Source organism: Brachybacterium sp. ACRRE (genome assembly GCF_022346485.1).
Classification (GTDB): Bacteria; Actinomycetota; Actinomycetes; order Actinomycetales; family Dermabacteraceae; genus Brachybacterium; species Brachybacterium halotolerans.
Genome location: NZ_JAKRMO010000020.1, coordinates 1 through 14,611 on the forward strand (window position 1 = coordinate 1; position 14,611 = coordinate 14,611).

Annotated in this window: 10 protein-coding genes; 8 read left to right on the top strand and 2 right to left on the bottom strand. The window is 69.7% G+C overall.

Going from position 1 to position 14,611, the window contains the following annotated elements:
- Nucleotides 1-130: 130 nt before the first annotated feature.
- The gene (locus tag MHY49_RS07795; RefSeq protein WP_239203462.1) at nt 131-949 is read right to left on the bottom strand and encodes a DUF4194 domain-containing protein; all 819 of its coding nucleotides are present in this window, start codon (nt 947-949) and stop codon (nt 131-133) included.
- A gap of 41 nt (nt 950-990) precedes the next feature.
- Between MHY49_RS07795 and MHY49_RS07800 the strand changes: the two genes are divergently transcribed.
- The 8 genes from MHY49_RS07800 (at nt 991) to MHY49_RS19330 (ending at nt 11,829) form a co-directional block, all read left to right on the top strand.
- Nucleotides 991-1,332 carry an MGMT family protein gene (locus tag MHY49_RS07800; RefSeq protein ID WP_239203463.1) on the top strand — a complete coding sequence of 114 codons (342 nt, stop codon included), beginning with the start codon at nt 991-993 and terminating at the stop codon, nt 1,330-1,332.
- Nucleotides 1,333-1,523: 191 nt separating this feature from the next.
- Nucleotides 1,524-3,437: a glycosyltransferase gene (locus MHY49_RS07805; RefSeq protein WP_239203464.1), complete on the top strand. Its 1,914-nt coding sequence runs from the start codon at nt 1,524-1,526 to the stop codon at nt 3,435-3,437.
- The gene (locus MHY49_RS07810) at nt 3,437-4,681 is read left to right on the top strand and encodes a CDP-glycerol glycerophosphotransferase family protein (RefSeq protein ID WP_239203465.1); all 1,245 of its coding nucleotides are present in this window, start codon (nt 3,437-3,439) and stop codon (nt 4,679-4,681) included. The genes MHY49_RS07805 and MHY49_RS07810 overlap by 1 nt, the downstream gene beginning before the upstream one ends.
- A 137-nt stretch (nt 4,682-4,818) precedes the next feature.
- Nucleotides 4,819-6,696 carry a CDP-glycerol glycerophosphotransferase family protein gene (locus tag MHY49_RS07815; protein ID WP_239203466.1) on the top strand — a complete coding sequence of 626 codons (1,878 nt, stop codon included), beginning with the start codon at nt 4,819-4,821 and terminating at the stop codon, nt 6,694-6,696.
- A 167-nt stretch (nt 6,697-6,863) separates the two neighbouring features.
- Entirely contained in the window at nt 6,864-8,282 is a 1,419-nt protein-coding gene (locus tag MHY49_RS19325; protein WP_239203467.1) for a glycosyltransferase, read from the top strand.
- 208 nt (nt 8,283-8,490) lie between these two features.
- Nucleotides 8,491-9,360 (top strand): ABC transporter permease, encoded by an 870-nt coding sequence (locus tag MHY49_RS07825; protein WP_239203468.1) that lies wholly within the window; start codon nt 8,491-8,493, stop codon nt 9,358-9,360.
- On the top strand, nt 9,347-10,237 hold the full coding sequence (locus MHY49_RS07830; RefSeq protein ID WP_239203469.1) for an ABC transporter ATP-binding protein: 891 nt from the start codon (nt 9,347-9,349) through the stop codon (nt 10,235-10,237). Before MHY49_RS07825 ends, MHY49_RS07830 begins: the two co-directional genes overlap by 14 nt.
- Nucleotides 10,234-11,829 carry a glycosyltransferase gene (locus MHY49_RS19330; protein WP_239203470.1) on the top strand — a complete coding sequence of 532 codons (1,596 nt, stop codon included), beginning with the start codon at nt 10,234-10,236 and terminating at the stop codon, nt 11,827-11,829. Before MHY49_RS07830 ends, MHY49_RS19330 begins: the two co-directional genes overlap by 4 nt.
- 178 nt (nt 11,830-12,007) lie before the next feature.
- On the opposite strand, the gene MHY49_RS07840 is transcribed toward MHY49_RS19330, so the two are convergent.
- A complete protein-coding gene (locus MHY49_RS07840) occupies nt 12,008-14,536 on the bottom strand; it encodes a hypothetical protein (protein WP_239203471.1) in 2,529 nt (842 codons plus the stop codon).
- Nucleotides 14,537-14,611: the final 75 nt, after the last annotated feature.

Sequence of the window (14,611 nt, forward strand, 5' to 3'; positions counted from 1 at the left end):
CGGGTACCGGGGGGGGGGGGGGTCGGGGTGCGTCGCTGGTCAGTCCGACCCGCGGCCCCGCTCTCGGGGTGCCGCACCGAGCGGAATGCGGTGCGGCGGACGCATGCGCCGAGGGTCTGCCCCTCAAGGGTCAGCGGGACGAATCCTCGTCCTTCTCGGCCCCTGCCCCGTCGTCCCCCGCCTCGTCGGACGCGGCGCCGCCTTCGACCCCGTCGTCCGCATCGGCGCCGACCGCGTCGGCATCCTCTGCGTCGAGGTCCTGCGCGTCGACATCGTCAGCGTCGGCGTCCTCGGGGTCGGCGAGGCCGCCGGCTCCCGCCTCGCGGTAGAGCGCGATGAACTCGCGCGCGGTGTCGGGGCCGATCATGAGGCGCAGCACCGGGGAGACCTCGAAGGAATCGCCCTGCTCCTCGAGCAGGCCCGCGCGCTGGATCTTGGTGATGGAGGCGCGCACCTCCTTGGCGAATCCGGCCTCGTCGGTCGAGGTGGAGCGGCGGTAGGCGGCGAGCGCCTGCTGGATCTCCGCCTCGGAGACCACCGCGCGCTGACCGCGCGAGGACTGGGTGAGCAGCATCTGGCGCAGCACCAGCAGCAGCACCGAGTCCAGGCGGTTCAGGCCTGAGAGGCGGCGCAGCAGCTTGGGGGCGTCGGGGTCGGACTCGCTCTGGCGCACGAAGGCGACCTGTGCGTCGTCGTCCAGGACCAGCTCGAGGAACATGTCGGCGAGCCGGGCCTCGATGGCGGCGCGGTCGCGCAGCAGCTGGCCGTAGCGCTGAGGCTCGCGCCTGCCGTCGACGAAGGGTCCCTGCAGGAGGGCCACGAGCACGCGGCGGGACTCGTCGACGAGCGCGCCCAGTCCGGAGGTGGTGGGCGCGTCCGGGTCGTCCGGGGACGGGGCCGAGCCCGAAGGGTTCGACGGGGCCGCGGCGGGCGAGGCGGGGGATGTCATGGGAGCCACGATCATCGAGGGTACCTGCGAGACTGGCCGTCATGGACGATCTCACCGTCGAGCGCGTACTGCGCACCGTCGAGGCCATCCCGCCCGGCCGCGTCGCGAGCTACGGCCAGGTGGGTGACGTGTGCGGGGTGGGGCCGCGCCTGGTGGGTCGGATCATGAGCCAGTGGGGCTCCGGGGTGACCTGGTGGCGGGTGACATCGGCCGACGGGGACCTGCCCGCTCCGCTCCTCGCGCGCGCCCGCGACGCGTGGGACGAGGAGGGCATCGCGCTCAAGCCCAACGGCCGCGGCTGCCGGATCACGCGGTACCGGGCCGACCACGAGCAGCTCGTCGCGGATGCTCGACGGGCCTGGGCGGACCTGCCCGCGGAGTGAGGACCGGCCCGCACGACCCGACATCGGTCACGCCTCGTTCGTCGGCCGTTCGCCCTGTTGTAACCTCAGGAACGGCCCGGCGAGAGCCCGACCCCTTTCCGTGCAGACCCGTGTTCCGAGCCCAGGGATCGAGCTCGCCGCGGCCTGCCGTCCATCACCCCGTTCATGACCGCGCGTTCCGAGGAGGCCCCGTGCACGTCGGGACGACGCTCCAGCGCACCTCGAGCGCGGCCGCGCCCCTGTGGGAGCAGGCCTTCGCCGTGTGGGCGTGGCGCCATGCCGTCGGGCCGCGCCCGGTGCACGTCGCGATCGAGGCGCCCGGGCCCGACGGGACCGACAGGACGGACGGGGCCGACAGGGCGGACACGGCCGACGCCCTCTCCGCCGCGCACTCCTCCGCCCGTTGCCCCCATCTCCTGGGGGCCGAGGCGGGCACCGTGATCGACCTGGGCGAGATCGCCACCGAGGGCCGCACCGTTGATCTCGCCGATCCCTCCACCCCCGCCTGGCTGTGGGTCGAGGGGGCGGCCGCCGGGTCCGGCGCGGCCGCCGGGTCGGGCGCGACCGGGTCCGGCGTGCGCTGGTGGGTCGACGAGCGGGTCGAGCTGCCGCGCGTGAGCGCCGTCGTCCCCACGTTCCGCCGCGAGGACGACGCGACCGCGCAGGCCCGCGCCTTCGCCGCCATGCCCTTCGTCGCCCGCGTGCTCGTCGTCGATCAGGGCGGCACCCTCGCGGACCACGCCCCCTTCACCCGGCTCCTCGAGGCGCAGGAGGGGGCGTCGGCCGACCTCCCCGACTCCCCCGCGCGCATCGAGCTGCTCGAGCAGCCGAATCTGGGCGGCTCCGGCGGGTACGCGCGCGGCATGCTCGCCTCCCTCGAGGACCCCGCCCAGGCCGTGTTCCTCTCGGACGACGACGCCCTGATCTCCGAGGAGTCCCTGCGCCGCCTGCTGACCTTCCAGGCCCTCGCCGAGGCGCCGACGATCCTGGGCACCGGGCTGCTGGACGCAGGCTCCCCCGTCGACGCCCCCACCCTGCTCACCGAGGCTGAGCATGTGGAGCGATCGACCTTCTTCTGGCGCTCGGCCGACGGCATGCACGGACCGCTCGACCTCGCCAGCACCACCCCCGCCGACTGGGACGCCCTGCTGCCGCGCACCGCCGCGGACTACTCCGGCTGGTGGGGCACGCTGCTCCCGCCCGGCGCCGTCGGGACGCTGGGGCTCCCCGCGCCCTTCTTCCTGAAGTGGGACGACGCCGAGTACGGGCTGCGCGCGAGCGCGCACGGCTATTCGACGATGGTGCTGCCGGGCGCCTCCGTCACCCACCCCTCCTGGGACGCATACCGCACGCAGATGAGCTGGAGCGCGCGGATCCTGCACCGCAACCGTCTGGCGACCGCCGCCGCGCACCGCGCGGGCCGCGGAGTGCTCGCCGACTCCCTCGCCCACCAGCTCAAGCACGTGCTGTCCGGCCTCCACCTCACGGCGCGCCTGTGGGACGAGGGCGCACGGGCCGCGCTCGCGGGCCCCGATGCATGGCTGGGCACGGACCTGCGCAGCGCGCGGGCCGACGGCCAGGCGGTGGTCGACGCCTGGCGCGAGCGCCAGCGCACCCGGACCGAGGGCCTCGAACCCACGCGCACCTCCCCGTTCTCCCCGCCCGCGGGGGCGCTGCGGGCGCTCGCCCGCGCGCTCTCCCCCGCCCGCGCCCCGCGCAGCGTGCTGGAGGTCCCCGCGAGCGAGGTGTCCTGGCGCACCGTGCTCGGGGCCGACGCCGTGATCATCACCTCCGCGCAGGGCGAGAGGATCGACGCCTTCGCGATCGACGGGCACGATGATCGGTCCCTCCTCGTGCGGGTGCTCCTCACGCACGCGCGCCTGGCCCTGCGCTGGGGCTCGCTGCGCCGCAGGTATGCGCGCGCCCTGCCGCGCTGGACCACGGCGGGCGCCTGGCGGGAGATCCTGGATCGCGCTGAGCAGGCTGAGCAGGCGGCGAAGGCGGAACAGACCGAGCAGACCGAGCAGACCGAGCAGGCGGGGAGCACGAGCACCGAGGAGCGCAGGGACGACAGCGCTGACGCGAGCCGGGAAGGAGGCCGCTGATGGCCGCACGCGGCAACTCCCTCAAGCGCCGGCTGCGCAGCACCGGCGGCAAGCTCCTGCGCCGCTTCCGCCTGCTGCCCGGCGGCGTGCCCGACGGCCTGGGCGATGACGACCGCCTGGGCGAGACCATCCTCGAGGGCGACGTCATCCTCTACTTCCCCGACACCCTGGAGAGCCTCTACCAGCTCGACGACTGGTTCGGGCCGCTGCGCGAGCTGCACCGCGAGCGGGGCGTGACCATCGTGTGCATGGACTCGCGGGTCGCCGCGGCGCTGCGCGAGAAGGTGGAGATGACGGTGATCACCGTCGCCCGCGACGCGACGCTGGACGCGCTGATCCTGCGCAGCGACACCAAGCTCATCCTCTACGTGAACTACAACCCGCTGAACACGGCGCCCCTGCGCAGCCGCTCGGCGCTGCACGTCTCGCTGCTGCACGGCGACTCGGACAAGGGCGTGTCCGTCTCCAACCAGATCAAGGCCTACGACTTCTCCTTCGTGGCCGGGCAGGCGGCGATCGACCGCCTCGAGCGCTACTCGACCCTGTTCGACGCGCGCACCCGCTGCATCCCCGTCGGTCGACCCAGCCTGGACACGGACCGCGCGAGCGCCCCGGCGCGCTCCGAGGGCGCGCCCCGCACGGTCCTCTACGCGCCGACGTGGGAGGGCGGGCAGGCGAGCGTCGCCTACTCCTCGCTGCTCACGCAGTCGGAGATGATCGTGCGCTCGCTGGTCGCCGCCGGTCTGCACGTCATCTACCGTCCGCACCCGCTGACGGGCGTGCGCGTGCCCGCCTTCGGGGAGGCCGACGCCCAGCTGCGCGAACTGCTCGCCGAGCGCGGGCAGGAGGTCGCCGAGCGCCACAGCATCCAGCAGGACTTCGCCCGCGCCGACCTCATGATCTGCGACGTCTCCGCCGTCGCGACGGACTGGCTGGCCACCGGCAAGCCGCTCATCGTCACCGAGCCCGACCGCGCCGAGGGCGGCCCCCGCGAGGCCGCCACGCGGCTGCTGCAGACGACGCCGCGCCTGAGCGAGGAGCAGGCCCCGCGCGCGGGCGAGCTCGCCCTCGAGGAGATCACCGAGGATCCCCAGCGCGAGCAGCGCCGCGAGCTGACCGAGTACTACCTGGGCGACACCACCCCGGGGGCCTCCCTCCAGCGGTTCCTGGACGCCTGCACCGACCTCACCGTGCTGCGCGATCAGTTGTGGGCTTCGATCCAGGAGGAGGGGACCGCATCGTGAGCCCCATGATCGTCCGAGCCGATGTGCGCAGAGCAGCGCACAGAAGAAAGATCAAGACATCACGGCTGATGCCGTGACCGCCAGGGCGGCACGTGCGCGACGCGCACGGCCGGCGAGCCCGAGGAGGGCCGTATCCGATGACCCAGACCGAATCCACGAATCCTTCCGCCGCACGCCACCGCATGGTGATGCCCTGGCAGCGTATGGCCGGGCTGCGCAGGCGCCTCACCCAGACCACCGTCGCGATCGTGCCTCTGGTGCTGCTCGCGATCGGCGTGCATCCCGCGATCGCCGTGATCCCCGCGATCTACCCGTTCTTCATCCTCATCCGCCGCGGATACCGCCGGCTGCGCAGACATGTGGGCCGCACCGCCTTGGCCGGGGAGCACGGCATCCGTCTGCTGCTCGGCCTGCTGCCGCTCGGCATCTGCTGGGCGCAGGAGACGACGGGTCCTCTCGGCTGGGCGACTTCCGTCCTGTTCGCCCTGGTGCCTCTGTCCGAGCCCGTGGTCACCCGCGTAGCGCCGGGCCGCAAGCTCCGCGTGGCCAATCTGCCCGGGATCCCCGACCACCGTGGACCGAGGTTTCCGGTGAACGTGGTGCTGGTCGTCGACCTCTCGCTCACAGCGCTCGCTTCGCTGCTGCTGCTCGTGCACGTGCCCGCCGGTGCGCTGCTGGCGCTGCCGCTGATCGCCCTCGCCGTGGCCGGCTATCACGCCCTGGACTCCTTCCGGCGCGTGCGGGATTCCGTGAATGCAGACAACAACCTCTACGCCGCCGTCGAGGCGTACGCCCCGAGGTTCGTCCTCTACTACGGCGTTCCCGCCGGATCCGCCTACCAGGTGGGCATGTGGATCGAGTACCTCGAGCGCATCGGCGAGCCCTTCATCGTGGTGCTGCGCAAGACCTCCGCGTTCCGCGAGATCACGCGCCTGACCCTCGCACCCGTGGTGGTGCGCACGAACATCTGGCAGCTGGACGACGTGATCACCCCGTCGATCACCACGGCCTTCTACGTCAACAACTCCGCGCCGAACGTGCACCTGGTGCGGTACCCGCAGATCACCCACGTGCAGCTCCTGCACGGCGACAGCGACAAGGCCTCGAGCTTCAACCCTGTCACCGCGCTCTACGACAAGATCTTCGTAGCGGGCCAGGCTGCCATCGACCGTTATGCGAACAACGGCGTGGAGATCCCGCAGGAGAAGTTCACGATCGTCGGCCGCCCGCAGGTGGAGACCGTCGAGCAGCAGAGTCCGGAGAACGTGCCGGTGCGCACGGTGCTGTACGCGCCGACATGGGAGGGCCACTACGCGGACACGAACTACGGCTCGCTGCCCGTGGGGCCGCAGATCATCCGCAACCTGCTGGAGCGCGGGATCACGGTCGTGTTCCGTCCCCACCCCTTCAGTTATCGCAATCCCGAGGCCTCCCGGAACATCAGCGAGATCAAGAGGATGCTGCGCGAGGACAGCGAGATCAGCGGGCACGAGCACCTGTGGGGACGCCCTGCGGAGAAGGAGCTGGATGCGTTCGGCTGCTTCAACGCGGCCGATGCGATGATCTCCGACGTCTCCTCCGTGGTCCCGGACTTCCTGTACTCCGGCAAGCCCTACGGCCTGGTGACGATGTCGTACACGGTCGCGGAGTTCGAGCGGATGTTCCCGCTCGCGCGCTCGGCCTACGTGATCCCGAAGGACCTCTCGAATCTCGACGAGATGCTCGAGCAGCTCCTGGTCACCGATCCCAAGGCCGAGCGCCGCAAGCAGACGCGCGTGGACTATCTCGGCCCGTTCCCGGCCGAGAACTACGCCGACGCCTTCGTGAGCGCCTCACGCAACGTGGTGCTGCACGATCGCAAGCCCGTGGCCGCCCTGAATGCTCGGACCGAGGGAGCGGACGAGGGAATCGAGGATTCCCGCACGGGTGCAGGCGAGGCGATCACCGAGGACACTGACCGAGCACTGGACGGCACGGATGAACCTGGTGCGGACAGTGCCGACGAGGACGACTGAACCGCGCATCCGTAGAGAACCGAATCAGGAGAATCGTCGACCGGAAGGGTGACGCCGCCATGCGAACCGTACTCATACTCCTCCATGCCCTGGGCTATGCCGGGCGATCCGGAGCCGCTCTCGACCAGTGCCGCATGTTCGTGAACATGGGGCTGAAGCCTGTCATCGTGACTTTCAAGTACGAGCCCAGATTCGAGGAGGGACTCGCTTCCCGAGAGGGTGACATCGTGCTTCCCGAGGGGTCGTCCGCGGTCAACATCTACCGTGACATGAGCGCACCCCTGACCAAAGATCCCGACGCCGACTGGTCGCGCGCCGAGGACGAGGACACGCACGGACTCACGTGGAGCACGTCCACGATCGGGGACACGACCCGCCTGGACTACTTCGATCCCACCGGTCGCCTCGTGAAACACCGGGAGCTGCACGGGGACGAGCCGATCCGGACGGTCCTGTACCGGGATGGGAAGCCATCGGTGCAGCGGGAGTACGAGGACACGGGTGCGTGCGGTCGCGAGCTCTCCCTCGACCCGGTGACCGGGAACGTGTCCGAGGAGCGCTACTTCACACCTGATGGCATCTGCTACGTGACGCGTCACCTGGATCCGGCGAGCGGTCGACAGCTCGGCGTCTACTGCCATGACCCGAGCTCCGGCCGGTCGACCCGCTACGCGCACAACATCCCGTGGCACGCCGCATGGCTGACCAAGATCCTCGAGGAGTCCCAGCCCCGCCCGCTGGCGATCGCCCAGCATCCGACCGCCATGCGCAAGCTGCTGGACACCGACCCGAAGCTGTCCAGCAGACTCTTCCTCGCCCATGTCAACCTGTTCCAGCCCCCCTACACACTCGGATCGCCGATCCGCGAGGACTATGTCAAGCCGTTCGAACGGGTGTCCGAGATGCCCGTGGTGCTCGCTCTGACGGCGAAGCAGGCGCAGGACTATCGCGCCACGTTCGGAGCGGAGAACTGCGACCCGATCGTCATCCCGAACGTGATCCGCGACCGCAGGTCCTCGACCTCGATCCGCAAGGTGCGCGGACGAGTAGGGGTCGTGTGCCGCTTGCACGCCGAACAGAAGCGTGTGGACGATCTGCTCCGTGCCTGGGTCCAGGTCGTCTCGGCGGTCCCCGCCGCGCACCTGGAGATCGGCGGTGACGGTGGCGCCCGCAGGTCCCTTGAGCAGCTCACCGCGGAGTTGGGCCTTCAGGAGAGCGTCACCTTCCACGGGTGGGTGCCCGACGGCGCGGACCTCATGGCCAGCTGCATCCTCACCGCCTCCGCCGCGAGGTGGGAAGGGCTGCCGCTCTCGATCGGCGAGTCGCTCGCGGCGGAGACGCCCGTGGTCGCATACGACATCAACTACGGCCCCTCGGACCTCATCCGCGAAGGCAGGGACGGAATCCTGGTCCCCGACGGCGACGTCGATCGGCTCGCTCAGGGGATCATCAAACTGCTCAAACATCCGCGGTCCGCGGCGAAGATGGGACGTTCCGCCTCCCGGCGGATGGCCGAGGAATTCTCGATGGAGGCGATCGCTCCCAAGTGGAAGGCGGCGTTCGAGGTCGCGGACCGGCGCAGCTGACGCGCCGTCAGCGCCCGGCGCCCCCCCCTGTGGGAGAGGCCACCGCGACGACGCCGGGCCCCCGGGCTAGGATGAACGGTGCCTCGGCCGCGGTAGGCCGCCCCTTTGTTCCCGGCCCTTCGGAGATTGGTACGGCCTGTTGACTGATAGCAACCTGGCGCTCCCCACGGTGCCCCCTCCGCTCGAGCGAACCTACGCTCCGGAGTGGGTGGAGTCCACGGCGCAGCAGAACGATCTCGAGCGGATGGGCGTGCGCCCGTCCCTTCGCGAGTACATCCCGGAGCTCTGGAAGCGCCGCACCTTCATCCGCGTGCTCGCAGTGTCCAAGGCGCAGGCGAAGAACCAGAACACCTACCTGGGCCAGGTCTGGGCTCTGCTGACGCCCGTCCTCAATGCCGCCGTGTACACAATCATCTTCGGCTTCATTCTGAAGGTGGGCCGCGCGGGGATCGACAACACCATCGCCTTCATCGTGGTGGGCGTGTTCATGTTCCGATTCTTCGAGATGTCTCTCCAGGCCGGCTCGAAGGCCATCCGTTCCAACATGAACCTGGTGCGCTCGGTGCACTTCCCACGCGCGGTCCTCCCGATCGCCGGCGTGGCAGCAGAGTTGACCACGCTCGTCCCCGCCCTCGTCGTAATGTGCGTGATCGCGTATCTCTCGGGGCTGCTGCCCAACGAGGGCGACGTCCCCCTCGAGCCGCGCTGGCTGCTGCTGATCCCGGCCGTGCTGCTGCTGTGGTGCTTCTGCACGGGCTGCGCGTTCATCATGGCGAGGCTCGTCGCGCAGACCCCCGATATCGACAACCTGATCCCCTTCGGAACTCGCATTCTCATGTACGTCTCGGGAGTGATCTTTTCGATCGACCACTTCCTCGGAAAGTTCTCGTGGGGCTGGATCATGGAGTACCAGCCCGTCGCGGTGTTCCTGGAGATCGCGCGCTCCGCGATCCTCGCCGAACCTTCCGCCCCGCTCGACCCGACGAAGTGGGTTGTCGGCGTGGGCTGGGCGATCGTGTTCCTGGTGGGAGGGTTCCTCTACTTCTGGCAGGGGGAAGAGACTTATGGCCGCAATTGAGACCGACGAGGACGACTTCGAGGTCGATGCCGAGGACCTCGACAACACCCCGGTCCAGGAGAGCGAGTCCGACCGGCTCTCACTACTGGTGAACGACCTGCACATCACCTACCGCGTCTTCGGTGCGAAGAAGGTGGGAGCAGGCCCCGCACGGAAGCAGACCGCTCTGCAGAAGTTCCTCAGCCGAGGTGCGTCTCAGCAGAACGTGCGCGAGGTGAAGGCGGTGCGCGGCATCTCCTTCAGCGCCCGTCACGGCGAATCCATCGGCATCATCGGCGTGAACGGATCGGGCAAGTCGACCTTGCTGCGCGCGATCGCCGGACTGATCCCCCCGGCCCAGGGCTCGGTGTACGTGGCCGGCGACCCGGCGCTTCTCGGCGTGAACGCCGTGCTCATGGGAGACCTGAGCGGCGAACGCAACATCATGATCGGCGGCCTCGCGCTGGGCTTGACACAGCAGCAGGTGCGCGAGCGCTATCAGGACGTCGTCGACTTCGCCGAGATCGGTGAGTTCGTCAACATGCCGATGAAGTCCTACTCCTCGGGCATGGGTGCGCGCCTGCGCTTCGCGATCTCCGCGAGCGCTGTCCCCGACATCCTGATGATCGACGAGGCACTGTCCACGGGCGATGCCGCATTCCGCGCCAAGAGCAAGGCGCGCGTCAACGAGGTGCGGGAGGCTGCCGGAACGGTGTTCCTGGTCAGCCATTCCTTGGCGACTGTGAAGAGCATGTGCGAGCGCGTGCTGTGGGTGCACAAGGGCCAGCTGGTCATGGACGGTCCGGCCGACGAGGTATGCCATCGCTACAAACAGTTCGTCAACGAGTCCAAGCGGTACGCCCAGCAGCTGGCTGCCCAGCACAAGGCGGAGCAGTGACGCGACCGATCCTGATCGTCCTCCATCGCCTCGCGCACGGCGGGGTCACCCAGGCCGTGCTCGATCAGGCGCGGATGTTCGAGCGCGCCGGTCGGATGGTCACGATCGCGACCTTCGACGACGATCCAGCCTTCCGCTCCTCGGTCGCGTCGCTGCGCGAGTCGGGCAGGCTGCCCCGCGGCGTCGAGGTGCTGAACGTCTACGAGGACACCCGTCAGGCCGCCGGTGGCCGCTCCGGGACCAGGAGCGCCGCGGGCATCCGCGAGCGCGCGACGGCGGCTGGTCGCACCCTCAGCAGGCGAGTGCGTCGGCAGATCTCCTCGGTCTCGAACGACGACCTGACGGAGATGGGCGAGGACAAGCACGGGCCCTACCGCCGTCGCTTCACGGCCGCCGGAGAGTATTACGCGTTCGACCGACTCGACACGTCCGGATGCGTCGCTTACACCAACTTCTTCGAGAACCGCTTCCTGATCCGCCGCGATGACATGGAGGACGGGTTCGCGGCACGTCGTACATGGTTCACGGCCGCCGGTGCGGCGAACCGCGTGGAGTTCATGACCCCTGAGGGCCTCTGCTTCGCCCAGCGCTGGACAGACCCGGAGGACGGTCACGGCCTGGGGGTGTACGTCGTGCAGCCCGGCACGCGGACCATGCGACGCTTCAGCGGCCTACCGGCCTGGCACGCGGCCTGGCTGCAGTCCGTCGTCGACCGGAGCGACACGCCCCCGTACGTGATCGCGGAGACCGCCTCCGCGATCACCAAGATGCTGAAGCTCCGCCGGGACAGCGCCGTACGCCTGGGGATGATGCACAACAGCCACCTCGCCTCGCCGTTCGCGGTCGACAGCCCGCTGCGCCCCGACTACGAGGACCCGTTCGCGAAGCTCGATCAGGTCGACGCCTACGTGCTGCTCAGCGAGCGGCAGCGCCGTGACATGACGGAGCGGCTGGGGCATGCCGAGACGTTCACCGTCGTCCCGAATGCCCTGGTCATCCCGCCCGAGCCCGCGGAGAGACGGGATCCACGACTAGTCTCGATCATCTCGCGCCTCGCGCCGCAGAAGGCGCTGCACGAGGCAGTCCACGCCTTCGCCGGCGTGGTGGAGCAGGTGCCGGAAGCACGTCTCGAGATCTACGGTCGCGGGAGCGAGAGGTCTGCGCTCGAGTCACTGGTCTCCGAGCTCGGGATCCAGGGGAACGTTGAGTTCATGGGCCGCACCGACGACCCGAACGGCGTGATGGCCCGCAGCATCTGCACGCTGTCCACGTCGGACTGGGAGGCGCTGCCGCTGTCGATCGCCGAGTCGCTCGCCGTGGCCACTCCCGTCGTCGCCTACGACTGCTTGTACGGACCCTCGACTCTCATACGAGACGGCGAGAGCGGCGTCATCGTCCCCCGCGGCGAACGCGAGGGTCTTGCCGACGCAGTCGTCGACCTGCTGCGCGCCCCCGAAAAGGCGGCGCGCATGGGCGCTGCTGGCCGCGAGGACATCTCGCAGCGCCTGAGCTTCGACGCCGTGCTGCGCGACTGGGACCGTGCCTTCGCTCACGCCGAGGCCCGCAGCGGCCTCCCCGGTTCCTCACACTGACCACGCTCCCGTCGACGCCGGGCTCTTCCCGCTGAGGTCCGTCGCCCAGCCCGATTCGGCCCACTCCTCCGGGGGACGCCGACGAGGCGTGCGGTGCACCGAGCCTCTGAGGGCTCGAGTCACCGCACGCGTCGTGCAGTTCGAGGAGTCGGTCTCCCCCTGCTGCGGGCCAGGTGCCTCACTTCGAGGAGTACTGCTCCCAGAGCTCGGCGTCCGTGACGTACGAGGAGGACCAGGGCTTCGCACCCTCGGCCCAGACGCGCACCTTCGGAGCCTCGAGGGGTTCGCGGTCGGGCACGTACGCCCACTCGGCGCGCAGGTCGGCGCGACGGGGACCCGCCACGTAGTGCAGCACGTCGCGGTCGTCCAGGCGATAGTGGGCCATCGCCGGCACGGCCTGGTCGCTGAAGCCCTCGGCACGCAGGCCGGCGAGGTCGAGCACCATGACATCGGTGTCGAAGGCATCGAAGTCGAAGACGTGGCGACCGTGGATGTCGCGATAGAACTCGTAGGCGGTCTCGGGCACGGAATCCAGGCGCTTCGCGGCGCCGTAGAGCACCGCGAAACCGCTCGCGTCCGCCCGGGACGTGCGACGCGCCGCGAACAGCGCCCCATCGAGGTCGATGCCCTCGAGGTCCGCGAGGTCGGCGGAGACCACGCCGTCGACCGGCAGCAGGATCGCGCGGTCCACGGGAACGAGCTCCGGGAGCAGTGCGCGGTCCAGGGAGCGCTCGTCGAGCGCCTCCACGGCTTTGGCGTCGATCGAGGTGGTGTCGATCCATCGGATCTCGACGCCCTCGACCTCGAGCTCCGCGGGGCGGGCGCCGCGCGCGACGATCCAGGCCCGGATCGTCCGCGAGGAGCTCTCGGCCGAGGAACGCAGCACGGCGCTGAGGTGGCGCACCTGGTAGGCGGTCGGGGTCAGCACGATGTCGATCGCGTCCGCGGGGCCGTCGACCTTCTTCCGCTGGACGGACGCGACCAGCTGGCCGGCCGAGTGCCCGGCATCGGGGACGGTCACGGAGCGCGAGTGCCGTTCCCGCGCCTGCTGAACCTCGGGCTCGACTGTCTTCCGCCACAGGGCGTAGACGGAATCACGGTCCTCGCCCCGGAAGATCGCCTCGAGCACCGGCTGCAGACGATCGCGCATCCGCGACCGCATGGCGTCGAAGTCCGTCTGGCTCAGACGGAACAGGCCGTTGAAGCGCACGTCGGCGTTGTTCTTCGGCTCGAAGTCGACCTTCAAACCGAGGGACGTCGTCGGGAGGTAGCAGTGCAGTCGGGTGGTCACCACATCGGTGTACTCGCGGCGGTAGCGCTCGAGCACCTGGACGGCATCCCACATGTTCGCGGTGAAGTCGCGCTTCTTGATCTCGGGGTAGGACTGCCGAACGTTCTCGTGCCCCTTCGGGACGGGGCTTCGGGCGACGTCCACGTAGACGGTCGCCTCCTCGGGCTTCTCCTCGATATCCGGGAAGACGGTGTTCACCGTCGTCGTTAGGCAACCGGAGAAGAACGCGGGGACGTCGAGTGAGAGCAGCAGGTCGACGGTGGTCCAGTCGCGGCACCCGATCGGCCCATGCTCGCGCAGGTACGCGAGCGACTCCTCGCTGAGGAGCGCTCGCTTGCTGCAGTGGAACGAGACGAAGATCGGGTTCAGGTTCGGGTGGAGGGGGAAGTCGTAGACGCCGAGGCCGAACATGGCGTGCATGTGCCAGCCGAACTCCAGAAGCCATGTGTTCGGAGGGATCTGCTGGTAGGTCGAGGAATCACGATCGATCGTCAGCAGATCGACGTCCGCGGAGACGCCCTCCCTGCGCAGCTCGGGGCGCACGCGCTCCTGCATGGAGCGCACGAAGTCGACGACGCTCTCCTCACCGTGGAAACGCAGGTCCTGGTGCCGCACGACGTGGCCGAGGGAGGCCAGCGTCTGGATCTGATCGCCGATGTTCTGGGAGGCGCGGGCGCGCCCGGGCTGCAGGTAGTCGATGAGTCCGAACGACACGTGGCCCTCGGGGGCCGCCGAGGCGCTCTGGAAGCGACGGGCGCCGACCCAGCGCTCTCCCCAGGCCAGGTCGTCATGACCCGTCTTCCAGGCACTCTGCTGTTTCGGGGTCGTGTACGCGGCCGACGTCTTCGCGAAAGCCCGGTCGGCCAGGTCGAGCTCGTCGGCGACGAACAGGTTTCGGTACACCTCGAACCAGGTGCGCGCGCTGAAGCTCCGATCCTCGGCAAGCCACGTCCGCGCGGTTTCGATCCCTCGGCCCGGATCCGCGCGGAAGAGCGTCTGGATCTTCTCGAGCGGAGCGAAGCGCAGGGACTGCTCATCGTCTACCGCGTCGAAGTGATGCACCGCGAGCGTGTGGTGGTTGCGGGAGGCGGCGACGATCCCGGCGGCGAGGTTCCCCGCGGCGACCGTCGACTCGTCCCGCACGAGGGCGTCGGCGACCGCGTGCGCCTCGTTCGTCTTCTTATCCTTCAGGAGCGCACGGACCCGCTCGGCGACGGCCTGGTCGAGACCCTTGCCCTGCACGATCGCGCGCGTGAGCGGGTCGGCGGACTTCTTCTCCACGCTCTTGCGCACCCGCTCCGCGACGGCCGGAGACGGAACCTTCTTCGGAGGGTTGCCGACCGCCCGCCCCTCTGCGGCTGCGAGGAGCTGCTCATAGGCGTTCGCCCAGTCCTCCGATCGAGAGGCGGCTCGCACCTGATCCTTGGTGGCGATGGGCAGTCGTGATGCGGCCAGGCGGCGGAGCCGTCGTAGTCTCGGCACAGGGAGCTC

Coding starts and splice junctions, on each gene's coding strand:
- MHY49_RS07795 (WP_239203462.1), bottom strand. CDS start 949: ATGACATCCCCCGCCTCGCCCGCCGCGGCCCCGTCGAACCCTTCGGGC.
- MHY49_RS07800 (WP_239203463.1), top strand. CDS start 991: ATGGACGATCTCACCGTCGAGCGCGTACTGCGCACCGTCGAGGCCATC.
- MHY49_RS07810 (WP_239203465.1), top strand. CDS start 3,437: ATGGCCGCACGCGGCAACTCCCTCAAGCGCCGGCTGCGCAGCACCGGC.
- MHY49_RS07815 (WP_239203466.1), top strand. CDS start 4,819: ATGACCCAGACCGAATCCACGAATCCTTCCGCCGCACGCCACCGCATG.
- MHY49_RS07830 (WP_239203469.1), top strand. CDS start 9,347: ATGGCCGCAATTGAGACCGACGAGGACGACTTCGAGGTCGATGCCGAG.